Below are 22,911 nucleotides of genomic sequence, written 5' to 3' on the forward strand. Positions count from 1 at the left end.
ATGGGGAAATGAAATGTCAGGCACCCAACTTCTCCCGCCGGAACGCACCACGCTCCCGCTGCTGCCGCTGCGCGATGTCGTCGTTTTCCCGCACATGGTGATTCCGCTCTTCGTGGGCCGGCCGAAGTCGATCAAGGCCCTCGAGGTGGCGATGGAAGGCGGCAAGCACATCATGCTCGTCGCCCAGAAGACCGCCGCAAAGGACGAGCCGACCGATAAAGACATGTACGACGTCGGTTGCATCGCGAACATCCTGCAGATGCTGAAGCTGCCCGACGGCACCGTGAAGGTGCTGGTCGAAGGGTTGCAGCGCGCGCAGGCGCTCTCGATCGAAGAGCAGGAGACGCAGTTCTCGTGCGAAGTGATGCCGCTCGAACCGGACCACGCCGACAGCGCCGAGACGGAGGCGCTGCGCCGCGCGATCGTGTCGCAGTTCGATCAGTACGTGAAGCTGAACAAGAAGATCCCGCCCGAAATCCTGACGTCGCTGTCGGGTATCGACGAGGCGGGCCGGCTTGCCGACACGATCGCGGCACACCTGCCGCTCAAGCTCGACCAGAAGCAGCACATCCTCGAGATGTTCCCGGTCATCGAGCGGCTCGAGCACCTGCTTGCCCAGCTCGAAGCCGAGATCGACATCCTGCAGGTCGAAAAGCGCATCCGCGGGCGCGTGAAGCGCCAGATGGAGAAGAGCCAGCGCGAGTACTACCTGAACGAACAGGTCAAGGCGATCCAGAAGGAACTGGGCGAGGGCGAGGAAGGCGCGGATCTCGAGGAGCTCGAGAAGCGCATCAACGCCGCGCGCATGCCGAAGGAAGCGAAGAAGAAGGCCGACGCCGAGCTCAAGAAGCTGAAGCTGATGTCGCCGATGTCGGCGGAAGCGACCGTCGTGCGCAACTACATCGACACGCTGATCGCGCTGCCGTGGCGCAAGAAGAGCAAGGTCAACAACGACCTGGCCAACGCCGAGAAAGTCCTCGACGAGGATCACTACGGCCTCGAGAAGGTCAAGGAACGGATCCTCGAGTACCTCGCGGTGCAGCAGCGCGTCGACAAGGTGAAGGCGCCGATCCTGTGCCTCGTCGGGCCTCCGGGCGTCGGCAAGACCTCGCTCGGCCAGTCGATCGCGCGCGCGACGAACCGCAAGTTCGTCCGCATGGCGCTCGGCGGCGTGCGCGACGAGGCCGAGATCCGCGGTCACCGCCGGACCTACATCGGCTCGATGCCGGGCAAGATCCTGCAGAGCCTGTCGAAGGTCGGCGTGCGCAATCCGCTCTTCCTGCTCGACGAAGTCGACAAGATGGGGATGGATTTCCGCGGCGATCCGTCGTCCGCGCTGCTCGAAGTGCTCGATCCGGAACAGAACCACACGTTCGCCGACCACTACGTCGAGGTCGATTTCGACCTGTCGGACGTGATGTTCGTCGCGACGTCGAACTCGCTGAATATTCCGCCGCCGCTCCTCGACCGGATGGAAGTGATCCGTCTGTCGGGCTACACGGAGGATGAAAAGGTCAGCATCGCGCAGCGCTACCTGCTGCCGAAGCAGAAGAAGAACAACGGCCTGAAGGACGGCGAGGTCGAGGTCACCGAGCAGGCGATCCGCGACATCATCCGCTACTACACGCGGGAAGCCGGTGTGCGATCGCTCGAGCGCGAAATCTCGAAGATCTGCCGCAAGGTCGTGAAGATGCTGCTGCTGAAGAAGGCAACGGGTGCGATCAAGGTCGACGGCGAGAACCTCGACACGTTCCTCGGCGTGCGCAAGTACGACTTCGGTCTTGCCGCGAAGGAGAACCAGGTCGGCCAGGTCACGGGTCTCGCATGGACCGAAGTGGGCGGCGATCTGCTGACGATCGAGGCGGCCGTGATGCCCGGCAAGGGCAACGTGATCCGCACGGGCTCGCTCGGCGACGTGATGAAGGAGTCGGTCGAGGCCGCGCGCTCGGTCGTGCGCTCGCGCTCGCGCCGGCTCGGCGTCAAGGACGAGGCGTTCGAGAAGCAGGACATCCACATCCACGTGCCGGAAGGCGCGACGCCGAAGGACGGTCCGTCCGCCGGCATCGCGATGACGACGGCGCTCGTTTCGGTGCTGACGGGCATTCCGGTGCGCGCCAATGTCGCGATGACGGGCGAGATCACGCTGCGCGGCGAAGTGCTGCCGATCGGCGGATTGAAGGAGAAGCTGCTCGCAGCGCATCGCGGCGGCATCAAGCTCGTGCTGATTCCGGAAGAGAACGTGAAGGATCTCGCGGACATTCCGGACAACGTGAAGAACGCGATCGAAATCGTGCCGGTCCGCTGGATCGACAAGGTGCTCGAACTCGCGCTCGAACGTCTGCCGAGCGCGCTGCCCGAGGAAGAGGCGAAGGCGGCGGCGCCCGTCGCCGAACCCGCGAAGGACGCGGGCTCGACCGAGGTCGTCAAGCACTGAGCGCGCGCGGGCAGTTCGCGTTTCGCTGACAAGCCCACGGCCGCGAGGCCGTGGGCTTTGTTTTTGCGCGCGACGGCAGGTTGCGCTCGCGAGCGAGCCTGCGAGTGCGGCGGACGCGTCTTGACGTTTTCGTTTCGGCTTCCTCTAATGGATGGAGGCGGCGCGTGGCGCTTTTTTCCTGCTTGCGCGCCGAGCGACGAACAAGCCGACCGACCACGGAGCACGGATGAACAAGACCGAATTGATCGAACATATCGCAAGGCAAGCGGACCTGTCGAAGTCGTCGGCAGCGCGTGCGCTCGACGCGCTGCTCGGCGGCGTTACGAACACGCTGCAGCGGGGCGGCGCGGTGACGCTCGTTGGCTTCGGCACGTTCGAGGTCGGCAAGCGCGCCGCGCGCGGCGGCCGCGACCCGCGCACCGGCGCGGCGATCGAGATACGCGCGGCGAACGTGCCCAAATTTAGGGCTGGCAAAGCACTGAAGGATGCGCTAAACTAGCCGGCTTGCTGCTTGAGGGGTGCGATACTCCGATCGAGAACGGCGTGAATCCGGAGCGGGTGCTTAGCTCAGTTGGTAGAGCGGCGCCCTTACAAGGCGTAGGTCGGGAGTTCGAGCCTCTCAGCACCCACCAGTTCCGTTTCGCGACACGCGTTCGACGCAGCCCGAAGAAGACTGCAGCAGCGACTGAAACCCGCATGGCGATTGGCTTTGCGGGTTTTTGTTTTGGCGACGCCGTTGAAGAGGCGCGGCTCGCGCGAAGGAGCCGCTTCCGGCCAGTCGCCGAATTGCCGCGACGATGGCGGGTGCGCGTATTGCGGCGCCACACCGCGATCGTTTGGCGTCGTTCGCTCGGCGCCAAGACGCTATTGATGCGGCGTTGTCGGCTCGCATGCGCGTGCGCCGCGCGCTCGTGGCTCGCCGCGGCCGCGGCGATGCCGTGCCACGTTACGCGGACTGCCTCGTCCGATCCCGGCGCCTGCTCACCGCGTCGTCGAGCATCCGCTCGGCATTCTTGAACGCGTCGCGCAACGCGACGTGCACGTCCTCGTCGGATTCGCGATTGGACACGAGCTCGTGCCCCGGGATCGTCACGTCGATGTGCACGTCGAACGGCTTGCCCTGGCGCTTGTGCTTGTCGTCGAGGATCACGCTGACCCGGCAGCGGATGATGTCGGCGCAATAGCGTTCGAGCTTGGCGGCGTGGCGGGCGACGGCCTCTTCGAGCGCGTCGGAGCGAGGCATGCCTTGAATCGAGATTTCGAGCGGTAATTTCATTGTTGTACTCGGTGAAAGACGAGGTAGACGAAATGGGGCGAGCGTATGCGTCGTCGACCGCGGACGGTGCGCGAAGCGGATTCGCGCGGCCCGGCTCCTTGCGGGCGGCAACGCCTTCATTGTTCGTCGCGGCGCGAATGGCGGCTTGACGTCGATCAACGCTGGGCGATTGCGCTCGGGTGCGCACGGGATGCGTTTTCGGCGCGAATGCGCCGCAGTGCGGCGGCGCATCTTGCGCAAGCGGGAGAGGTGCGGCGCGCATGGCGTGCAACGCGAGCGCCGTACGTCGCGGCGCTCGGTGCGCGAGCGCCCGGATGCGCGGCATTGCTTCGTTGACTCAGGTCAACGTCGGCGAGGACGCCTGCCATAGGCTGAAACTGTCGTTGCATTCGTTCGGTGTCATGCAAGGAGCGTCTCCATGAACCATCGCACGCGGCCTTTCAAGGCAGGCAGTCACGAAGAGGTCTATCCCGGACTCGCGCAAGATCCTTATGCGATGCGTCGCAAACTGCACGAGCCGACGGTGTGCCCGACCTGCGGCGCGGTTTTCAGCGCCGGGCGCTGGCAGTGGCTCGCGCGTCCCGGCGACGCGCACGAGCATCAATGCGGCGCCTGTCAGCGCACCGCCGAGCGTCTGCCGGCCGGCTATCTCCATATAGACGGACCATTCGCCAACGAGCATCTGTCCGAACTGCTCCAGTTGCTGCGCCATCACGAGGAGCGGGCGCGCGCGGGGCACCCGATGCAGCGGATCATGTCGATCGACACGGATGGCGGCGCGACGGTCGTAACCACCACCGACGTCCATCTGGCGCGCAATCTGGGTTCGGCGCTGAAGTCCGCGTATCAGGGCTCGCTCGACCTCAAATACAGTCTCGACGAACAGCTCGTCCGCGCGTATTGGCGTCGATGAGCGACGCGGCGCATGTGGCGTTGTCCGCGTGTCGCGGCCGCCCGTGCGCGGGCGTTTGCCGCAGCTTCGCCGCGTGCAGGCAGCCGATGCGCAATGGTCGTGTGCGCGCATATCGATGTCGTGCGATGGCGCAGGCCAAGCCTGCCTGAACATCGGCGCCGGCAACCCGGCCGCCATGCGGCGCGCGGCGCCGCATCCGGAGCCGGCCACCCGTGCAGGCCGGTTCGATCGACGTACTCTCGGACCTGGAGACGACATGCGCTGGACGGTCGATCGCTACCCGGTATCGATGCGCAACATCGCGCCTCCGGTGCGCGACAAGGCGATCGAGATCGCCAATGCGCTGCTGAGAGAGGGGATGTCGGAAGGCAGCGCGATCCGCATCGCGATCGCGCGGGCGAAGCGTTGGGCGAGGGCGAGGGCGAGGGCGAGGGCGAGGGCGAGGGCGAGGGCGAGGCGCCGCTTCGTTGCGGACGCAACCGACGACGAATGGACGCGGTGAGCGTGGTCGACAGGGCGGGCGCCGCGAAATCCGCATGGCTCGTTCCGACCGGTAGGGCGAAGGCGGCAGAAGCAAGCCGAGCCGTGAATCGAGCCGATTGCGTTCGGCGTGCTCTTGGTTGAGCCGCATCGTCGCGCGACCGATGCGCGTTGCGCGGCGATCGGGGCCGGCGCCGCGACCGTCGCCGATCCCGATCGAGTGTCGCGGTTTTTCGCACTCGTCTCGGCCGGGCGACTGTCGGCGTGCGGCGGCAGTCGGTTGGCCGTGCGGCGCGGTGCGATTCGTGCTTTGGCCTTCGTGCCGGCCGTCGCGGCCAATGCGGCCGGCATTTCGCGCGTTTCAGATCGTCGACGGGGGGCGGGAGCCGTGAATGGCGATCGGCGATTCTCGAGGCGTGAGCCGTTCTGGACCGCGCCTCGAGAATCGCAAGGGGCAAACAAATTGCCGTTGCGCCCGAACGACAACTTCGGATACCATTGCGGATTACCGCGATGTCGCGGTAGCTGCTGGGTCCGACCAAGCGCGCGCGTTGCCCGTCCAGGGTTCGAGCGAGCCGGGCGCCTTGGAAATTGGCGCCTTGGCATGCGGTCCGGTTCCGTGTCCCCGCATGCAAGCCAGACCAAGGAGCGGTAGTTCAGTCGGTTAGAATACCGGCCTGTCACGCCGGGGGTCGCGGGTTCGAGTCCCGTCCGCTCCGCCATCATCCCGAAAGGCGAACTCCGGTTCGCCTTTTTTCTTGCCCGCTGTTGTAATATCGGGCGTTTTGTCCAGCTCACGCCGTCACGCATGCTCGATTTCTTTCGCAATCACCAGCGCCTGATGATGTTCTTCCTGCTCCTGATCGTGCTGCCGGGGCTTGGGATCGTCGGCATTCAGGGTTTCCGTGGGTTCTTCGACGAAAGCGCGAACGTCGCGGCCGTCAACGGACGCAAGATCACGCGCGCCGAGTTCGACGGCATGCTGCGCCAGCAGATCGACCAGGCGCGCCAGGCGCTCGGCGCGCAGTTCGACTCGAAGACGTTCGACACGCCGGAGCGCCGTCAGCAACTGCTCGACGGGCTGATCCAGCAGCGCGCGCTCGCCGACGAGACGCAGCGCCTGCACCTGACCGCATCGGACGGCGCCGTGCGCCAGACGCTCCTCAGCGATCCCGTGATCTCGTCGCTGAAGAAGCCGGACGGCTCGTTCGACGCCGAGCGCTACACGCAGATGCTCGCGATGCAGGGCATGACGCCCGATCAATACCAGGAGCGCGTGCGCTACAGCCTTGCGCTGCAGCAGATTCCGGCGAGCATCGTGTCGAGCGCGTTCACGCCGAAGAGCGTTGCGCGCCGGCTGACCGAACTCGCCGAGCAGCAGCGTGAAGTGCAGCCGATGGTGCTGAAGTCGGCCGATTACGCGGCGAAGGTGCAGCCGACCGACGCGCAGATCTCCGCCTATTACGACGCGCACAAGCAAGCGTTCGCGACGCGCGAGACGGCGACGATCCAGTACCTCGTCTACTCGCAGGCAACGGCCGCCGCGACGGCGCAGCCGAGCGACGTCGACATCAAGAAGTACTACGACGACAACATCGCGCATTACCGCACCGACGCGCAGGTGCGCGTGAGCCACATCTTCATCGCCGCAGCGAAGGACGCGAGCGCGGCCGACAAGGCGGCCGCGAAGGCGAAGGCCGAGCAGTTGCTCGCCGAAGTGAAGGCGCATCCGGACCAGTTCGCGCAGATCGCCGGGAAGAACTCGCAGGATGCGCCGTCGGCCGCGAAGGGCGGCGACCTCGGCTTCATCACGCGCGGCTCGACCGCGGGCGGCGCCGCGTTCGACGACGCCGCGTTCGCGCTGAAGAAGGACGAAATCAGCGGCGTCGTGCAGGGCGACTTCGGCTTCCACATCCTGAAGGCGACCGACTTGAAGCCGGCCGTCGTGAAGCCGCTCGCGGAGGTGAAGGATTCGATCGCCGCCGACCTGAAGCAGCAGTTCGCGGCGAAAGCGTTCGCCGACAACGCGGAGGGCTTCTCGTCGACCGTGTACGAGAAGGCGAAGAGCCTGCAGCCGACCGCCGACAAGTACAAGCTGACGATCCAGACCGCGACGGTGTCGCCGCAGCCGAACCCGGCGCTGCCGCCCGACAGCCCGCTCAACAACGCGAAGTTCCTCGCGGCCGTGTTCGCCGCCGATTCGGTGAAGAACGGCAACAACACGCAGGCGATCGACGTCGGCAACAACACGCTGATCGCCGCGCGCGTGACGCATCACCAGCCGTCGGTCGTGCTCGCGCTCGACGCGATCAAGGACCAGGTGCGCGCGAAGGTGGCCGCCGATGAGGCGGCGCGCCTCGCGAAGCAGGACGGCGAAGCGAAGCTCGCGGAGTTGCGCAAGTCGAAGGCGACGGCGGGCTTCGCCGCGGCCGACAAGATCTCGCGCACGCAAGCGCACGGGCTGCCGCCCGCGGCGGTGAGCGCGATCTACAAGGTCGATCCGAAGACACTGCCCGCGTACGTCGGCGTCGATCTCGGCAACGACGGCTACGCGATCTTCCGCGTGAATTCGGTCGCGGCCGCGGCGCCCGTCGACGATCAGCGTCTCGGGGCCGCTCAGCAGCAACTCGCGCAGGTGTACGCGCAAAGCGAGACGGAAGCGTATCTCGCGTCGCTGCGCGCGCGCTCGAAGGTCAAGCTCTACGGCTCGGCCGCCGATGCCGCGCAGGAGGGCTCGAACTGACGGCCGGCAATCGACGGTCGGCGGTGCGCGCGAGCGTGCCGGTTCGATGAAGAAACAGCCCCGCCATCGTGCGGGGCTGTTTCGTTTTGACGGGCTCGGCGGCTCGAGGGGCTCGGCGGGCGTTCGGGGCTCGATGCGTCGAGCGATGTCGGGCGGGGGCGGCGGCGCGCGGCGAAGCCGCATCGGCATGCCGGCATGCGCCGCATCGGCCGGCCCGCCGGCGCCCGGCATCTCCGAGCATCAGCGCATCAGCGCATCAGCGTCTCAATGCGTCGACGTGCGCAACAGCGGCTTGAGCGCCGGCCATACGTTGTCGAGCAGCCGGCGCTGCGCGGCCTGCGTCGGATGGATCTGGTCGGCCTGGAACATGTCGGGCTTGTTCTCGATGCCGGCGAGCAGGAACGGCACGAGCGGCACGCGCATCTCCTTCGACAGTGCCGTGTAGACGCCGTGGAATTTCTGCGTGTAGTCGGGCCCATAGTTCGGCGGCACGTACATGCCGACGAGCAGTACCTGCGCGCGCGCCTGCCGCGCCTGCGCGACGATCTCGCGCAGGTTGTTTTCGGTCGCGGTGAGCGGCACGCCGCGCAGCGCGTCGTTCGCGCCGAGCTCGACGACGACGACGGCGGGCTTGAGCCGCGCGAGCACCGCGGGCAGCCGCGCGCGGCCGCCGCTCGTCGTGTCGCCGGAGATGCTCGCGTTTGCGACGCTATAATCGATCCGTTCGGTCGCGAGGCGCGCGCGCATCAGCGCAACCCAGCCCGTGTCGCGCGGCAGGCCGTACTCGGCCGACAGGCTGTCGCCGAGCACCACGATCACCGGCTTGCCGCCGTGAACGTCCGTCGACGGCGCGGCATTCGTTGCGGCGGATGCCGCGCCGGCGAACGCCGCGATCACGGCGAGCGTCGCGCCGACCTTCCAGTGAAATGTGCGTTTCATGCTCAAGATTACCGATCCGATTATCGAAGTACGGAATGTATGCAAGCGTGTCGCCGATGCCGTCGGCGAGCTGACGATTCTCGACGGCATCGACCTGACGGTTCGCGCGGGCGGCAGCGTCGCGATCGTCGGGGCGTCCGGGTCGGGCAAATCGACGCTGCTCGGCCTGCTCGCCGGGTTGGACAGCGCGACTGAGGGCACGGTTCGCCTGTTCGGCCAGGATCTCGGCCAGCTCGACGAGGACGCACGCGCGGCGCTGCGCAACGGCGCAGTCGGCTTCGTGTTCCAGTCGTTCCAGCTGATGCCGCATCTGACCGCGCTCGAGAACGTGATGCTGCCGCTCGAGCTGCAGGGCGGCGTCGGCGCGCGCGAGGCCGCGCAGCGGGCGCGTGCGTTGCTCGAGGAAGTGGGCCTCGGCGCGCGCACCGGCCACTATCCGAAGCTCCTGTCGGGCGGCGAGCAGCAGCGCGTCGCGCTCGCACGCGCATTCGTCACGCGTCCGGCGCTGCTGTTCGCCGACGAGCCGACGGGCAGTCTCGACGCGGCGACGGGCCATGCGGTCATCGACCTGATGTTCGAGCTGAATCGCACGCACGGCGCGACGCTCGTGCTCGTCACGCACGATCCCGAGCTTGCGCGCCGCTGCGGGACGACGGTCGTGCTCGAAGCGGGGCATTTGCGCGGCGCGGATCACGCGCGGCACGAGGCGAGCTGACGCGGGGCGCAACGCAAGCGCGAAGCCGGTGCATCGGCCGGTCATCGGCCGGCGGTCGGGGAATGGCCCGTCGCGGATCGATTCGGCGATGCTGCGGGCGCCCGCGCAGCGAGGCGGCGTTCGGCCTGGGCGGCGCGGAGAAGTCGATGCTGCGAAACGCCGAAACCGAAACCGAAACGTCAAGACGCCGAGACCGCAGCCGGGCCCACTCGGAATCGATACATCGCGCTGTGGGCCTCGAGCGGCGCGGCGGCGGCGCATCGCGGCCGCCGCCGCTAGCCTCTTGCCTATCGACCCAGCGCCTTCCGCGCGCGCGCGATCAGCGTCGACGTCGACGAATCGTGCTTCGCCGGATCGGCCTGCGCGGCCGTGAGATCGGCCTCGACGACCTTGCCGAGGATCTTGCCGAGCTCGACGCCCCACTGATCGAACGGATTGATGTTCCACACGGCCGCCTGCACGAGCACCTTGTGCTCGTACAGCGCGATCAGCGCGCCGAGCGTGCGCGGCGTGAGCGCGTCGACGAGCAGCGTCGTCGTCGGCCGGTTGCCGGGGAACGTCAGGTGCGGCGCGAGCTCGGGCTTGTCCGGGCCGGCGATCTTGCGCGCTTCGTCGAGCGTGCGGCCGAGCATCAGCGCCTCGCTTTGCGCGAAGCAGTTCGCGAGCAGCTTCGGATGATGGCTCGCGAGCGGATGCTCGGGCGTGAGCACGGCGATGAAGTCGATCGGCACGAGCGTCGGGCCCTGGTGCAGCATCTGGAAGAATGCGTGCTGGCCGTTCGTGCCGGGCTCGCCCCAGGTGACGGCGGACGTCGGGTAGTCGACGAACGCGCCGTCGATCCGCGCGGACTTGCCGTTGCTCTCCATCTCGAGCTGCTGCAGATACGACGGCAGGTAATGCAGCGCTTCCGAGTACGGCGCGACGAGGTAGCTCTGCGCGCCGAAGAAATTGCGATACCAGATGCCGACCAAGCCCTGCAGCACCGGCAGGTTGCGTTCGAGCGGCGCGGTGCGGAAGTGCTCGTCCATGTCGTGCGCGCCGGCGAGCAGCTCGTCGAAGCGCTCGGGCCCGATCGCGATCATGATCGACAGGCCGACCGCCGACCACAGCGAATAGCGGCCGCCGACCCAGTCCCACATCTCGAACACGTTCGTCTCGGCGATGCCGAACTTGACGACCTCGGCGGGATTCGCCGACACGCCGACGAAGTGCTTCGCGAGCGCATTCTCCGGGCACCCCTTCGCGACGAACCAGTCGCGCAGCGAGCGCGCGTTCGTCATCGTCTCGAGCGTCGTGAAGGTCTTCGACACGATGATCGCGAGCGTCTCTTCCGGATCGATCCGCTCGAGCACGCGCGCGAGATCGGCGCCGTCGACGTTCGACACGAAGTGCGTCGAGATGTCGGGCGCCGCGACGTGATGCAGCGCATGGACGACCATCTTCGGCCCGAGGTCCGAGCCGCCGATGCCGATGTTCACGACGTGGCGGATCCGTTTGCCGGTGTAGCCCGTCCACGCGCCGCTGCGTACGGCGTCGGCGAAGCGCGCCATCTTCGCGCGCTCGGCCGCGACCTGCGCCTGGAACGGCGCGTCGGGCGAATTCGCGCGCAGCGCGGTGTGCAGCGCGGCGCGGCCTTCGGTCGGGTTCACGGTTTCGCCCGCGAACATCGCGTCGCGGCGCGCTTCGACGCCCGCTTCGCGCGCGAGCTGCACGAGAAGACGCAGCGTCGCGTCGGTGATGCGGTTCTTCGAGAAATCGGCGGCGAGGCCGCCGCCTTCGAACGTGAAGCGCTCGGCGCGCGTCGGGGCGGGATCGTTGGCGGGGGCGAACCAGTCGCGCAGATGCGCGTCGCGGATCTCTTCGTAGTGCGCTTGCAGCGCGGGCCAAGCGGGGAGCGAATTCAGCGTCATGGCGATCAGGAGCGAAACAGCACGAATCGGGGAAGGCCGCGCCCGCATGCCGGCGCGCGGCATGCGGGCGGACGAGGAGCCCGCCTGCGGCGGGACGATCAGTATAGCGGCGCTTGGCCCGGCGCGGCGGGTCGCGTATAAAACAGCCGATTGATCAGCAGGCGCACCGCGGCCGCGAGCTCGCCCGCGGCTGTGCCCGCCGGGCCCGCGCCCGCCGCGCACAGCCGCTCGGCGGCGAGCCCGTGCAGGTAGACGCCCGCGAGCGCCGCTTCGTAGCGCGGCATCCGCTGCGCGAGGAACGCGCCGATCAGGCCGCCCAGCACGTCGCCCGTGCCGCCCGTGGCGAGCGCCGCGTTGCCGGTCGGGTTGATCGCGACGCGGCCGTCGGGCGCGGCGATCACTGTGCCGGACCCCTTCAGCACGACGACCGCCGAGAAGCGCCCGGCGAGCGCGCGGGCGGCCGCGACGCGGTCGCGCTGGACGTCGGCCGCATCGGTCGCGAGGAGGCGCGCGGCTTCGAGCGGATGCGGCGTGAGGACCGCGGCGTCGCCCGCGCGGCCGCGCGCGGCGAGCGCGTCGGCGAGCTCGGGCGTCTTCGCGATCAGGTTCAGCGCGTCGGCGTCGATCAGCTTCGGCGCGTCGAGCGGCAGCAGCGCCGCGAGCGTGCGCGCGGCGCGCTCGCTCGCGCCGAGCCCGCAACCGATCGCGAGCGCGGTAAGCGCGTCGGTCGGCAGCGCGTCGGCGGGATGCAGCATCAGCTCCGGATACGGCGGATCGTACGGCGGCGCGCCCGCGCCGACGAAGCCGACGTGGACCTTGCCCGCGCCCGCGAAGAGCGCCGCGCGCGCGGCGAGGATCGGCGCGCCGCACATGCCGGTGTCGCCGCCGACGATCGCGACGCTGCCGTACGTGCCCTTGTGCGAAGCGAACGCGCGCTCGGGCAGGCGCGCGTCGAAGAGACCGGGCGCGTTCAGCCGGATCGCGGGCGCGGCGAGCGCGTCGAGATCGAGGGGCGCGACGTGAATCTCGCCCGCGAGATCGCGCCCGTCGCCGGTGTAGAGGCCGGGCTTCGCGGCGATGAACGACAGCGTGTCGGTCGCCGCGACGGCGGGCCCCGCGCCGACGCGCATGCCGGTGTCGCTGTCGAGGCCGCTCGGCACGTCGAGCGCGAGCACGCGGCCCGTGTGCCGCGCGCGCGCCGCCATCCGTTGCGCGATCGCCGCGAACGCGCCGTCGAGCGGCCGCGCGAGGCCGATGCCGAACAGGCCGTCGACGAGCCAGCCGTAGCCGTCGAACGATTCGGGCGCCGTGTCGTCGATCGGCACGTTCGCCGCGCGCGCGCGTTCGAGCGCCCAGCGCGCGTCTTCGGGCTTCGCTTCGATCGGCATCCAGGCGTCGGCCGCGAAGCCGAGCCGCCGCAGCTCGGCCGCGGCGACGAGCGCGTCGCCGCCGTTGTTGCCGGGGCCGACCGCGAACCAGACGGGCCGCGGGTCGCTGACGAGCCGCGCGGCGAGCCATTGCGCGGCGGACCTGCCCGCGCGGTCCATCAGCGTGTGCGGCGGCAGCGCGGCGGCGGCCCCGGTCTCGACGTCGCGCAGCTCGGCGACGGTCAGGAGCGGCTCGCTCGCGTGAATCGGCGGCTCGTCGAACGGATCGAGCGAGTGAAGCAGGGGAGAATCGGCGGTGACGATCATGGGCGGCTCGCGATCACGCGCCGCCCGCGCGCAGACGGGCGGCGTCAGGTGGCAAAGCGCTCCGCGCGCAGCGCGGCGAGCGTGTCGGCGGGCACGCGCTGCGCGCCGCCGCCGACGTAATCCGCCACCACTTTAGCAGACCCGAACGCGAGGCCCCAGCCCGCCGGGCCGTGGCCGAAGTTGACGAAAATCCGCGGATCGGAAGTCGGCCCGACGACGGGCAGACCGTCCGGCGACAACAGCTTCGCGCCTTGCCACGCGCGCGCGGCGGAGATCTTCGCGGTGCCGGGCAGCCAGTCGTGCGTTGCCTGGCCGAGGAGCGCGAGCGCGGCTTCCGACAGCGGCTCGGGCAGCGGCCGCGCGATGTCCTTCGCGCTTTGCAGCACCGCGCCGCCGCCGATCCGCAGCCGCTGGCCGAGCCGCGTGATCGTGATCCGCTTGACCGAATCGACGATGCTCAGATGCGGCGCGTGCTCGTCGTACGCGAGGGGCACCGTCAGCGTATGGACGCGCACCGGATGCAGCGGCGCGTGCACGCCGAGCCGCTCGACGAGCGCGAGGCTCTCGGTGCCCGCCGCGACGACGATCGCGTCGGCCGAGACCACGTCGACTTCCTTCGATTTCGCCGCGCGCGGATCGGCCGGGTCGGGCGCGAGCTCGACGGCCGCGCGCTTCGCGTCGGTGCGGATCGCGGCGACCGCGCGGCCGAGCCGGAACTGCACGTCGTGCTCGTCGAGCACCTGCTTGACGAGCTTCACGAAGAGCGGGCAGTTCGCGGTGCGCTCCTGGGCGAACAGCACGCCGCCCGCGAACGCGGGCTCGGTCGGCATCGACGGCTCGAGCGCCGCGCATGCGTCGGGCGTGAGCGTCTCGTAAGGCAGACCGAGGTCGCGCATCAGGTCGAGCGCGGGCTGCGCGTCGTCCCATTCGGCTTGCTCGCGCACGACGTGCAGCACGCCGCTCTTCTGCTCGAATTCGAGGCCGAAGCGGGCTTCGACGTCGGCGATCGCATCGCGCGACAGCTCGACGAGCGGCCGCAGCTTCGTGTACTGCGCGGTGAACGCGGCGGGCTCGCGCAGCGCGTCGAGGCGGCTCGTGAAGCGCCGCAGCGCGCCGTTGAAGCCCGGCTTGTAGACGACGCCGCTCTTCTGCGCGCGCCGCTCGCGCATGAAGGTCGGGCCGAACCACACGTCGAGCGGCGTCGGCAGCAGGGCGCCGCCCTGGCCGTAGCTCGCGCCTTGCGCGACCGTCGCGTGGCGTTCGACGACGCACACGCGATGGCCGGCCGCGCGCAACTGATAGGCGGTGGCGATGCCGGCCATGCCTCCGCCGATGACGATTACATCCATGTTCGATTCGATGTCGGGCGCCGCATCCGGCCCGATTGAGGATCCGCGTGGCAGGCCGTGCCCGGCCTGGTGAAGCGCGCATGATAGCGCCAAATGACGCGCGCCGGCCGGTGCGGCGCGCGCGGCGCGGCTCGGGGCACGCGGGCGGGCGCATGCGGGCGGCCGTTCGGCGGGCGACTTCCGGGTATAATTACGGCCTTCCTTACGCCCCACGTCGCCAGCTTGCGCGACTCATCGACGTCAGTCCAGCCCATGGCTCACTTCTCGTGTTTTCCCGGTGCTTCGGCGCTCTCCGATTTCCGTCAAACCCGCCTGCTCGACGCGCTCAAGCAAATCGACGGCGATATCGTCGCGGTCCGCGGCCAGTATCTGCATTTCGTCAATGCGCATGAGCCGCTCGCCGCGGACGACAACGCGCGCATCGACGCGCTGATGCACTACGGCGCGCCGTTCGAGCCCGCCGCCGAGAAGGGCGCAACCGAAACGTTCGTCGTGCTGCCGCGCTTCGGCACCGTGTCGCCGTGGGCGAGCAAGGCGACCGACATCGCGCGGCACTGCGGCCTGTCGCGCGTGCGCCGGATCGAGCGCGGAATCGAGTTCACGGTGACGCTCAAGGCCGGCGTCCTCGGCGTCGGCGCGAAGAAGGCGCTGTCGGCCGACGCGCGCGCGGCGGTCGCGGCCGCGCTGCACGACCGGATGACGGAAAGCGTCGTCGGCTCGCGCGACGACGCGCGCCATCTGTTCGACGAGCTGCCGGCCAAGCCGCTCGCGACGGTCGACGTGCTCGCGCAGGACCGCGGCGCGCTCGAGCGCGCGAACGTCGAGCTCGGCCTCGCGCTTGCCGACGACGAGATCGACTACCTCGTCGACGCGTTCAAGAAGCTCGAGCGCAACCCGACCGACGTCGAGCTGATGATGTTCGCGCAGGCGAACAGCGAGCACTGCCGCCACAAGATCTTCAACGCGCAGTGGACGATCGACGGGCAGGCGCAGGACATGTCGCTCTTCGCGATGATCCGCAACACCGAGAAGATGAGCCCGCAAGGCACGATCGTCGCGTATTCGGACAACTCGTCGATCATGCGGGGCGCGCAGGCCGAACGCTGGTTCCCGCGCGGCGCGAACGGCTCGGGCGAGCCCGCCGAGCGCTACGGCCGCCACACCGAGCTCACGCACACGCTGATGAAGGTCGAGACGCATAACCACCCGACGGCGATCTCGCCGTTCCCGGGCGCGGCGACCGGCGCGGGCGGCGAGATCCGCGACGAAGGCGCGACGGGCCGCGGCGCGCGTCCGAAGGCGGGCCTCGCGGGCTTCACGGTGTCGAACCTCGACCTGCCCGGCGCACGCCAGCCGTGGGAAAACGCGCGCGACGCCGCGCAGCCCGTCGGCGAGCGCAATGCCGACGAGCCGCACGGCCCGTACGGCCGCCCGGACCGCATCGCGTCGCCGCTCTCGATCATGATCGACGGCCCGCTCGGCGGCGCCGCGTTCAACAACGAATTCGGCCGCCCGAACTTGGGCGGCTATTTCCGCGTCTACGAGCAGAACGTCGGCGGCCAGGTGCGCGGCTATCACAAGCCGATCATGATCGCGGGCGGCATCGGCAACATCTCCGACGCGCACACGCACAAGCACGACGTGCCGGCCGGCTCGCTGCTGATCCAGATCGGCGGCCCCGGCATGCGGATCGGCATGGGCGGCGGCGCGGCGAGCTCGATGGCGACGGGCGCGAACACGGCCGAGCTCGACTTCGACTCGGTCCAGCGCGGCAATCCGGAAATCGAGCGGCGCGCGCAGGAAGTGATCAACAGCTGCTGGCAGCTCGGCGACGCGAACCCGATCCTCAGCATCCACGACGTCGGCGCGGGCGGCTTGTCCAACGCGTTCCCCGAGATCGTCGACGGCGCCGGCAAGGGCGCGCGCTTCGAGCTGCGCAAGGTCGCGCTCGAGGAGTCGGGCCTGTCGCCGCGCGAGATCTGGTCGAACGAGGCGCAGGAGCGCTACGTGCTGGCGATCGCGCCCGCCGAGCTGCCGCGCTTCGAGGCGATCTGCGCGCGCGAGCGCTGCCCGTTCTCGGTGGTCGGCGTCGCGACCGACGAGCGCCAGCTGCAGCTCGTCGACGATCAGGCGACGGGCGCCGCCGAATACCCGGTCGACATGCCGATGGAAGTGCTGCTCGGCAAGCCGCCGCGGATGCACCGCGACGTCGCCCGCGCGACGACCGAGCGCGCGCCGGTCGACGTGACGGGCGTCGCGCTGTCGGCTGTCGCGGTCGACGTGCTGAAGCACCCGACCGTCGCGAGCAAGTCGTTCCTCATCACGATCGGCGACCGCACGGTCGGCGGCACGTCGGTGCGCGACCAGATGGTCGGCCCGTGGCAGGTGCCCGTCGCCGACTGCGCGGTCACCGCGCTCGACTATGCGGGCTTCGCGGGCGAGGCGATGACGATGGCCGAGCGCACGCCGCTCGCGGTGATCGACGCGCCCGCGTCGGGCCGGATGGCGGTCGGCGAGGCGATCACCAACATCGCGGCCGCGCCGATCGCGTCGCTCGACAAGCTGAAGCTGTCCGCGAACTGGATGGCCGCGTGCGGCACCGAAGGCGAGGACGCGAAGCTCTTCGACACCGTCAAGGCGATCGGCATGGAGCTGTGCCCCGCGCTCGGCATCGGCATCCCGGTCGGCAAGGATTCGCTGTCGATGAAGACGAAGTGGGACGAGAACGGCGTCGCGAAGGAAGTCGTCGCGCCGGTGTCGCTGATCATCTCGGCGTTCGCGCCCGTCGAGGACGTGCGCCGCCATCTGACGCCGGAGCTGCGCCGCATCGCGGACGTCGGCGCGAGCGTGCTGATCGCGATCGACCTCGGCCGCGGCAAGAATCGCCTGGGCGGCAGCATTCTCGCGCAGGTCACGCAGCAGGTCGGCGACGCGGCGCCCGACGTCGACGATCCGGAAGACCTGAAGCGCTTCTTCGCGGCGATCCAGTCGCTGAACGGCGCGGGCAGGCTGCTCGCGTATCACGACCGCTCGGACGGCGGCCTATGGGCGACCGTCTGCGAAATGGCGTTCGCGGGGCACGCGGGCGTGTCGCTGAACGTCGACATGCTGACGCTCGACCCGCAGCACGAATCCGATTACGGCGATGCGAAGGACTGGGCGAAGCAGACGAGCGGCCGCCGCGAAGACCGGACGATCCGCGCGCTCTTCTCCGAAGAGCTCGGCGCGGTCGTCCAGGTGCGCGCGGAAGACCGCGACGCGGTGCTCGGCGTGCTGCGCGAGCATGGCCTGTCCGCGTGCTCGCACGTGATCGGCGCGGTCAACGAGACCGACGCGATCGAGGTGTACCGCGACGCGAAGAAGGTCTACGAAGCGCCGCGCGTCGAGCTGCAGCGCGCGTGGAGCGAAGTGAGCTGGCGGATCGCGCGGCTGCGCGACAACCCGGCCTGCGCGGACGCCGAATACGACGCGATCCTCGACGCGGAAGACCCGGGCCTGTCGCCCGTGCTGTCGTTCGATCCTGCGGAGGACGTCGCTGCGCCGTTCATTGCGACGGGCGCGCGGCCGCGCGTCGCGATCCTGCGCGAGCAGGGCGTGAACTCGCATCTGGAGACCGCCTACGCGTTCGACCGCGCGGGCTTCGACGCGCACGACGTCCACATGAGCGACTTGCTCGCGGGCCGTGCGTCGCTCGCCGATTTCGCGGGTGCGGTCGCGTGCGGCGGCTTCTCGTACGGCGACGTGCTGGGCGCGGGCGAAGGCTGGGCGAAGACGATCCGCTTCAACGACAAGCTGGCCGAGATGTTCGCCGCATTCTTCGCGCGTCCCGACACGTTCGCGCTCGGCATCTGCAACGGCTGCCAGATGATGTCGAGCCTCGCGTCGATGATTCCGGGCGCCGAAGCGTGGCCGAAGTTCACGCGCAACAAGTCCGAGCAGTTCGAGGCGCGCCTGTCGTTCGTCGAAGTGCAGCGCTCGCCGTCGATCTTCTTCGCCGGCATGGAAGGCTCGCGGATTCCGGTCGCGGTCGCGCACGGCGAAGGCTATGCGGACTTCTCGCAGCAGGGCGATGCCAGCCGCGTCGCGGTCGCGATGCGCTTCGTCGACCACCGCGGCGACGCGACCGAGCGCTATCCGTTCAACCCGAACGGCTCGCCCGCCGGCATCACGTCGGTGACGACGGCGGATGGCCGCTTCACGGTGCTGATGCCGCACATGGAGCGCGTGCACCGCACGGTGACGATGAGCTGGCATCCGGAAGGCTGGGGCGACGCGAGCCCCTGGCTGCGCGTGTTCCGCAACGCGCGCCGCTGGCTCGGCTGAGCGCAGGCGCCAGGCGGGCATCGTCCTTCGCGGCGCCGGTCGGGCGATCGGCTGCCGCAAGGTTGCGGCCGGCGTACTTCGCCGCCTTCGCTGCTCGTGCCGCAGGCCGGTCCGCCGCGCGAGCCTCACGGATGCGAAGGCGGAAGGCGATGCCGCGACACCGGCGTTTCGTCTCCGCCGCATGCAAAAAGCCGCTCCAAAGTTGGAGCGGCTTTTTTTGCGACGTTCGGCCGCGCGCGATACGCGGCGTCGAAGCGACGATCGTTACTGGACCTTCGCTTGCTGACGCAGGCCTTCCTCGAACGCCTGCAGCTTCTGCTGGACCATCTGCTGCGCGATCTGCTGCTTGACCTGCTCGAACGGCGGCGGCGTGATGCTGCGGATGTCGTCGACGCGGATGATGTGCCAGCCGAACTGCGTCTTCACCGGCGCATCCGTCATCTGGCCTTTCTGCAGCTGCTGCGCGGCCGCTGCGAATTCCGGCACGTATGCCTTCGGATCGGACCAGTCGAGATCGCCGCCGTTCTTCGCCGAGCCCGGGTCCTTCGAGTATTGCTTCGCGAGATCTTCGAACTTCGCGCCGCCCTTGATCTTCGCGATCAGGTCCTTCGCCTGCTGCTCGTTGTCGACGAGGATGTGGTGCAGGTGATACTCGCGGCCCGCCGCGCTCTTCACGAGGTCGTCGTAGCGCGCCTTCAGCTCGGCGTCGCTCGGCTGGTTCTTCTTCAGGAAATCCTCGATCAGCGCGCGCAGCACGGCGGTCTGCTGCGCGACGACGATCTGCGCCTTCACGTCCGGACGATTCGGAATCCCGCGCTTGATCGCTTCCTGCATCAGGATCTCGCGGTTGACGAGCTCCTGGCGCACCGCCTGCTCGAGCTGCGGCGTGTCCTGCTGACCTTGCTGAACGAGCTGCGCGATCATCGCGTCGGCGCGCGACTTCGGAATCGGCGTGCCGTTCACGACGGCGATGTTCTGGGCGAAAGCCGGGGCGGCGGCGAGAGCGGCTGCCGCGGCCCACAGACGGGGAGATTTCAGGATCATCGGGAAATTCCTAATGAGACGGATTTATTGAGAATGGGAAGACTCTAGATATTCTTCTGGCGTGTACGCAAGGATCGCGAGCGCGTGAATGCCGCGCTGCATGGCATCGGCGAGCGCATCATACACCAGCCGGTGCCGCGCGACGCGGGTCTTGCCGGCGAACGCGGCCGACACGATCGTGACCGTGTAGTGGCCGCCCGCGGCGGCGCCCGCATGGCCCGCGTGCTGCGCGCTGTCGTCGCGCACGTCGATCGATTCGGGGGCGAGCGCGGCGGAAAGACGCGTCTCGATGAGCGCGATGCGCGCGGCCGGTGCGGCGTGCAGAAAGGCTTCGCTCATGTCACTCGTCCTTCAGGTATTTCGCGAGCCAGAGGCTTTGCAGGATGACGAAAACGACGATCGCGCCCGTCGTGCCGAACAGCTTGAAGTTGACCCACTGCGATTCGGTGAAGTTGCGCACGACGTACAGGTTCGTCACGCCGAGCGCCGCGAAGAACGCGGCCCACGCGAGGTTCAGCTTGTCCCAGACCGGACCGGGCAACGTGAGCTGCTTGCCCATCATCTTCTCGATCAGGTTCTTGCCGAACGCATAGCGCGCGGCGACGAGGCCGGCCGCGAACAGCCAATAGAGAACGGTCGGCTTCCACTGGATGAACTTCTCGTCGTGCAGCACGAGCGTCGCGCCGCCGAACACGACGATCACGCCGAGACTCACCCACAGCATCGTGTCGACTTTCCGGTGCCGGAAGGCGACCCATGCCACCTGGGCGAGGGTGGCGGCGATCGCGACCGCGGTCGCCGTGAAGATGCCCCATGCCTTGAAGGCGGCGAAGAACAGGATGATCGGGAACAGATCGAACAGGAATTTCATGGTGCTCGCGGCTGCGTGGCGGGCGCATGGCCCGCCACCGTTGTAGGGACGCCCGTCGCGGCGCGCGCGCCGGCCGGCTTTCGGGGCCGGCGCGGGCTCACTTCCGCTCGGGTTTAGCCTCGAAGTTTAACGCAGCCGAGTTGATGCAGTACCGCAATCCGGTTTTGTCGCGCGGGCCGTCCTCGAACACGTGTCCGAGATGCGCGCCGCAATGGTTGCAGCGCACTTCGACGCGCGTCATCCCGTGCGTGTAGTCGATCTTCTCGTCGATCACCTCGCCGTCGATCGGCTTGAAGTAGCTGGGCCAGCCGCAGCCCGAGTGGTATTTCGCGCCGGATTCGAAGAGCGCGGTGCCGCAGACGACGCAGTGGTAGATCCCCGCGTCCTCGGTGTCCGTGTACTCGCCCGTAAACGGCCGCTCGGTCGCCGCATGCTGCGTGACTTCGTATTGCAGCGGCGAAAGCCGGCGGCGCAGCTCGGCGTCGTCCTCTTGATACGGATAACGCCGGTCGTCTCGATCTCCTGACATCTTCGATTCTCCTGATGGATTCATGCGCAACGCCCGCGGCGCGGCGTCACGACGAGCAGCTCACCTCGAGCGCGCTCGCCCAGTCGGGCGGCAGCGCCGCGTAGGCGTCGTATTCCGGCTGCTCGTCGAACGGGCGCCGCAGCACGGCCGCGAGGCGCTCGACTTCGGAAAAGTCCTTCTCTTTCGCGCGGCGGATCGCCGTTTCCGCGAGATGGTTGCGCAGCACGTATTTCGGATTCGCGCGGTTCATCGCGGCCGCGCGCGTCGCGTCGTCGCGCGCTTCGTCCGACAGGCGCGCGTGGTAGAGGTTCGCCCAGCGATCGAACGCGTCGCGATCGATGAAGAGGTCGCGCACCGGCGCGTCGCCGCGCGCGTCGTGCTTCGACACGCGCGCGAGGCGGCGGAACGTCAGCGTGAAATCGGCATGGCTCGCGTCCATGATCTCGAGCAGCTGGTTCGCGAGCGCCGCATCGCCTTCGCGTTCGAGCTCGAGGCCGAGCTTCGCGCGCATCGCGCGTTCGAGCGCGGGGCCGAACTGCTCGGGAAAGCGTCCGAGCACCGCGTGCGCGTCCTCGACCGCGCGCTCGGCGCGCGCGTCTTCGTTCGGCGCGTCGCGATGGAGGCCGAAGAGCGGCAGGAGCGCCTGCGCGAGGCAGAAGCAGTTCCAGTGCGCGATGCGCGGCTGCATCCGGTATGCGTAGCGGCCGTGCGTGTCCGAGTGATTGCAGATGTGCTTCGCGTCGAACGCGTCGAGGAAGCCGAACGGGCCGTAGTCGATCGTCACGCCGAGGATCGACATGTTGTCGGTGTTCATCACGCCGTGGCAGAAGCCGACCGCCTGCCATTGCGCGACGAGCTCCGCGGTGCGCCGCGTCGCTTCCGCGAGGAGCGCGAGATAGGGATCGTCGGCGTCGCGGCACGACGGATAGAAGCGGTCGATCACGTGATCGGCGAGCGCGCGCAGCAGATCGGGCCGGTCGTTCGCGAAGAAGTGCTCGAAATGGCCGAAGCGCACGAAGCTCTCCGCGACGCGCGTGACGACCGCCGACGTTTCGATTGCCTCGCGGATCACCGGCTGGTCGGAGCCGATCACGGCGAGCGCGCGCGTCGTCGGGATGCCGAGGTGGTGCATCGCCTCCGAGCACAGGAACTCGCGAACCGACGAGCGCAGCACCGCGCGGCCGTCGCCCATCCGCGAATACGGCGTGCGGCCCGCGCCCTTCAGTTGCAGCTCGTAGCGGCGGCCGCCGTGCTCGATCTCGCCGATCGTGAGCGCGCGTCCGTCGCCGAGCTGGCCCGCCCACACGCCGAACTGATGGCCCGAGTAGACCGATGCGTACGGCAGCGACGTCGGCTGCCAGTCGCGGGTCGGATTGCCGCAGAACAGCTCGGCGAAGCCGGGCGCGTCGCGCAGCGCGGGATCGAGCCCGAGCATCCGCGCCGCTTCGTCGGAGAAGCCGACGACGTACGGCGCGGGCAGGGGCGCGGCGGGCAGCCGCGTCAGGAACGCGGTGCCGAGTTGCAGGAACGCATCGTCGCGCGGCGCGGCGAGCGTCGCGGCGAGATCGGGAAGAGGGGCGGCCGGTGCGGCCTCGCTTCTGGAAAACGACATATTGCTGATCTGTAAGTTAGCCGATATTGTAAGTCCGCGCCGCGCGGGCCGCTTGAAGCCGCCCGCGCGCCGTCGAGCC

17 protein-coding genes and 2 tRNA genes are annotated in these 22,911 nt (G+C 68.9%); 9 read left to right on the plus strand and 10 right to left on the minus strand.

All coding sequences use genetic code 11. The features are described from left to right. Positions 1-13 precede the first annotated feature (13 nt). The 3 genes from lon to BG90_RS15405 all read left to right on the plus strand — a co-directional run bounded on the left by lon (position 14) and on the right by BG90_RS15405 (position 3,066). A complete protein-coding gene (gene lon, locus BG90_RS15395; RefSeq protein ID WP_010102970.1) occupies positions 14-2,434 on the plus strand; it encodes an endopeptidase La in 2,421 nt (806 codons plus the stop codon). A gap of 226 nt (positions 2,435-2,660) precedes the next feature. Then, positions 2,661-2,933 (plus strand): HU family DNA-binding protein, encoded by a 273-nt coding sequence (locus BG90_RS15400; RefSeq protein ID WP_010114869.1) that lies wholly within the window; start codon positions 2,661-2,663, stop codon positions 2,931-2,933. 57 nt (positions 2,934-2,990) lie between these two features. Further along, positions 2,991-3,066: transfer RNA gene (locus BG90_RS15405), tRNA-Val, on the plus strand. A 314-nt stretch (positions 3,067-3,380) separates the two neighbouring features. Here the strand turns inward: BG90_RS15405 and BG90_RS15410 are convergent. Next, on the minus strand, positions 3,381-3,710 hold the full coding sequence (locus BG90_RS15410; protein ID WP_010114871.1) for an HPF/RaiA family ribosome-associated protein: 330 nt from the start codon (positions 3,708-3,710) through the stop codon (positions 3,381-3,383). A gap of 418 nt (positions 3,711-4,128) precedes the next feature. On the opposite strand from BG90_RS15410, the gene BG90_RS15415 reads away from it, so the two are divergent. The 4 genes from BG90_RS15415 to BG90_RS15430 all read left to right on the plus strand — a co-directional run bounded on the left by BG90_RS15415 (position 4,129) and on the right by BG90_RS15430 (position 7,846). Next, a complete protein-coding gene (locus BG90_RS15415; RefSeq protein WP_010102973.1) occupies positions 4,129-4,623 on the plus strand; it encodes a BCAM0308 family protein in 495 nt (164 codons plus the stop codon). 256 nt (positions 4,624-4,879) lie between these two features. Beyond that, on the plus strand, positions 4,880-5,125 hold the full coding sequence (locus BG90_RS37345) for a DUF2188 domain-containing protein (RefSeq protein WP_045568207.1): 246 nt from the start codon (positions 4,880-4,882) through the stop codon (positions 5,123-5,125). Between the two features lie 623 nt (positions 5,126-5,748). Beyond that, positions 5,749-5,825 (plus strand) — tRNA-Asp (locus BG90_RS15425). Positions 5,826-5,911: 86 nt separating this feature from the next. Further along, entirely contained in the window at positions 5,912-7,846 is a 1,935-nt protein-coding gene (locus BG90_RS15430) for a SurA N-terminal domain-containing protein (RefSeq protein WP_025989766.1), read from the plus strand. Between the two features lie 264 nt (positions 7,847-8,110). Here BG90_RS15430 and BG90_RS15435 read toward each other — a convergent pair whose 3' ends face one another. Then, the gene (locus BG90_RS15435; RefSeq protein WP_010114874.1) at positions 8,111-8,785 is read right to left on the minus strand and encodes an arylesterase; all 675 of its coding nucleotides are present in this window, start codon (positions 8,783-8,785) and stop codon (positions 8,111-8,113) included. Here BG90_RS15435 and BG90_RS15440 point away from each other — a divergent pair. After that, positions 8,784-9,500 carry an ABC transporter ATP-binding protein gene (locus BG90_RS15440; protein ID WP_010114875.1) on the plus strand — a complete coding sequence of 239 codons (717 nt, stop codon included), beginning with the start codon at positions 8,784-8,786 and terminating at the stop codon, positions 9,498-9,500. The two genes, BG90_RS15435 and BG90_RS15440, sit on opposite strands and share 2 nt — an antisense overlap. Positions 9,501-9,787: 287 nt before the next feature. Here the strand turns inward: BG90_RS15440 and pgi are convergent, their stop codons facing one another. From pgi to BG90_RS15455, 3 genes are all read right to left on the minus strand, one after another. After that, positions 9,788-11,410, minus strand: coding sequence for a glucose-6-phosphate isomerase (gene pgi / locus BG90_RS15445; RefSeq protein WP_010114876.1), 1,623 nt, complete (start codon positions 11,408-11,410; stop codon positions 9,788-9,790). Between the two features lie 98 nt (positions 11,411-11,508). Continuing rightward, on the minus strand, positions 11,509-13,104 hold the full coding sequence (locus BG90_RS15450; RefSeq protein ID WP_045568208.1) for an NAD(P)H-hydrate dehydratase: 1,596 nt from the start codon (positions 13,102-13,104) through the stop codon (positions 11,509-11,511). Positions 13,105-13,148: 44 nt separating this feature from the next. Then, the gene (locus BG90_RS15455) at positions 13,149-14,666 is read right to left on the minus strand and encodes an FAD-dependent oxidoreductase (protein WP_374189753.1); all 1,518 of its coding nucleotides are present in this window, start codon (positions 14,664-14,666) and stop codon (positions 13,149-13,151) included. A gap of 39 nt (positions 14,667-14,705) precedes the next feature. On the opposite strand from BG90_RS15455, the gene purL reads away from it, so the two are divergent. After that, the gene (gene purL / locus BG90_RS15460; protein WP_045568209.1) at positions 14,706-18,776 is read left to right on the plus strand and encodes a phosphoribosylformylglycinamidine synthase; all 4,071 of its coding nucleotides are present in this window, start codon (positions 14,706-14,708) and stop codon (positions 18,774-18,776) included. A 264-nt stretch (positions 18,777-19,040) separates the two neighbouring features. On the opposite strand, the gene BG90_RS15465 is transcribed toward purL, so the two are convergent. The 5 genes from BG90_RS15465 to BG90_RS15485 all read right to left on the minus strand — a co-directional run bounded on the left by BG90_RS15465 (position 19,041) and on the right by BG90_RS15485 (position 22,832). After that, the gene (locus BG90_RS15465) at positions 19,041-19,820 is read right to left on the minus strand and encodes a peptidylprolyl isomerase (RefSeq protein ID WP_010103003.1); all 780 of its coding nucleotides are present in this window, start codon (positions 19,818-19,820) and stop codon (positions 19,041-19,043) included. 24 nt (positions 19,821-19,844) lie between these two features. Further along, the gene (locus BG90_RS15470) at positions 19,845-20,159 is read right to left on the minus strand and encodes a BolA family protein (RefSeq protein WP_010103005.1); all 315 of its coding nucleotides are present in this window, start codon (positions 20,157-20,159) and stop codon (positions 19,845-19,847) included. 1 nt (position 20,160) lies between these two features. After that, positions 20,161-20,691, minus strand: coding sequence for a septation protein A (locus tag BG90_RS15475; protein ID WP_010114896.1), 531 nt, complete (start codon positions 20,689-20,691; stop codon positions 20,161-20,163). 97 nt (positions 20,692-20,788) lie between these two features. Beyond that, entirely contained in the window at positions 20,789-21,220 is a 432-nt protein-coding gene (gene msrB, locus BG90_RS15480) for a peptide-methionine (R)-S-oxide reductase MsrB (protein WP_010103007.1), read from the minus strand. Positions 21,221-21,266: 46 nt separating this feature from the next. Beyond that, complete coding sequence (locus tag BG90_RS15485; RefSeq protein WP_010114898.1) at positions 21,267-22,832, minus strand: protein adenylyltransferase SelO; 1,566 nt, start codon at positions 22,830-22,832, stop codon at positions 21,267-21,269. Positions 22,833-22,911 lie beyond the last annotated feature (79 nt).

This window comes from Burkholderia oklahomensis C6786, assembly GCF_000959365.1.
Classification (GTDB): Bacteria; Pseudomonadota; Gammaproteobacteria; order Burkholderiales; family Burkholderiaceae; genus Burkholderia; species Burkholderia oklahomensis.

Coding starts and splice junctions, on each gene's coding strand:
- lon (WP_010102970.1), top strand. CDS start 14: ATGTCAGGCACCCAACTTCTCCCGCCGGAACGCACCACGCTCCCGCTG.
- BG90_RS37345 (WP_045568207.1), top strand. CDS start 4,880: ATGCGCTGGACGGTCGATCGCTACCCGGTATCGATGCGCAACATCGCG.
- BG90_RS15475 (WP_010114896.1), bottom strand. CDS start 20,691: ATGAAATTCCTGTTCGATCTGTTCCCGATCATCCTGTTCTTCGCCGCC.
- BG90_RS15430 (WP_025989766.1), top strand. CDS start 5,912: ATGCTCGATTTCTTTCGCAATCACCAGCGCCTGATGATGTTCTTCCTG.
- BG90_RS15485 (WP_010114898.1), bottom strand. CDS start 22,832: ATGTCGTTTTCCAGAAGCGAGGCCGCACCGGCCGCCCCTCTTCCCGAT.
- BG90_RS15410 (WP_010114871.1), bottom strand. CDS start 3,710: ATGAAATTACCGCTCGAAATCTCGATTCAAGGCATGCCTCGCTCCGAC.
- BG90_RS15440 (WP_010114875.1), top strand. CDS start 8,784: ATGCTCAAGATTACCGATCCGATTATCGAAGTACGGAATGTATGCAAG.
- pgi (WP_010114876.1), bottom strand. CDS start 11,410: ATGACGCTGAATTCGCTCCCCGCTTGGCCCGCGCTGCAAGCGCACTAC.
- BG90_RS15450 (WP_045568208.1), bottom strand. CDS start 13,104: ATGATCGTCACCGCCGATTCTCCCCTGCTTCACTCGCTCGATCCGTTC.
- msrB (WP_010103007.1), bottom strand. CDS start 21,220: ATGTCAGGAGATCGAGACGACCGGCGTTATCCGTATCAAGAGGACGAC.
- BG90_RS15415 (WP_010102973.1), top strand. CDS start 4,129: ATGAACCATCGCACGCGGCCTTTCAAGGCAGGCAGTCACGAAGAGGTC.
- BG90_RS15400 (WP_010114869.1), top strand. CDS start 2,661: ATGAACAAGACCGAATTGATCGAACATATCGCAAGGCAAGCGGACCTG.
- BG90_RS15435 (WP_010114874.1), bottom strand. CDS start 8,785: ATGAAACGCACATTTCACTGGAAGGTCGGCGCGACGCTCGCCGTGATC.
- purL (WP_045568209.1), top strand. CDS start 14,706: ATGGCTCACTTCTCGTGTTTTCCCGGTGCTTCGGCGCTCTCCGATTTC.
- BG90_RS15465 (WP_010103003.1), bottom strand. CDS start 19,820: ATGATCCTGAAATCTCCCCGTCTGTGGGCCGCGGCAGCCGCTCTCGCC.
- BG90_RS15470 (WP_010103005.1), bottom strand. CDS start 20,159: ATGAGCGAAGCCTTTCTGCACGCCGCACCGGCCGCGCGCATCGCGCTC.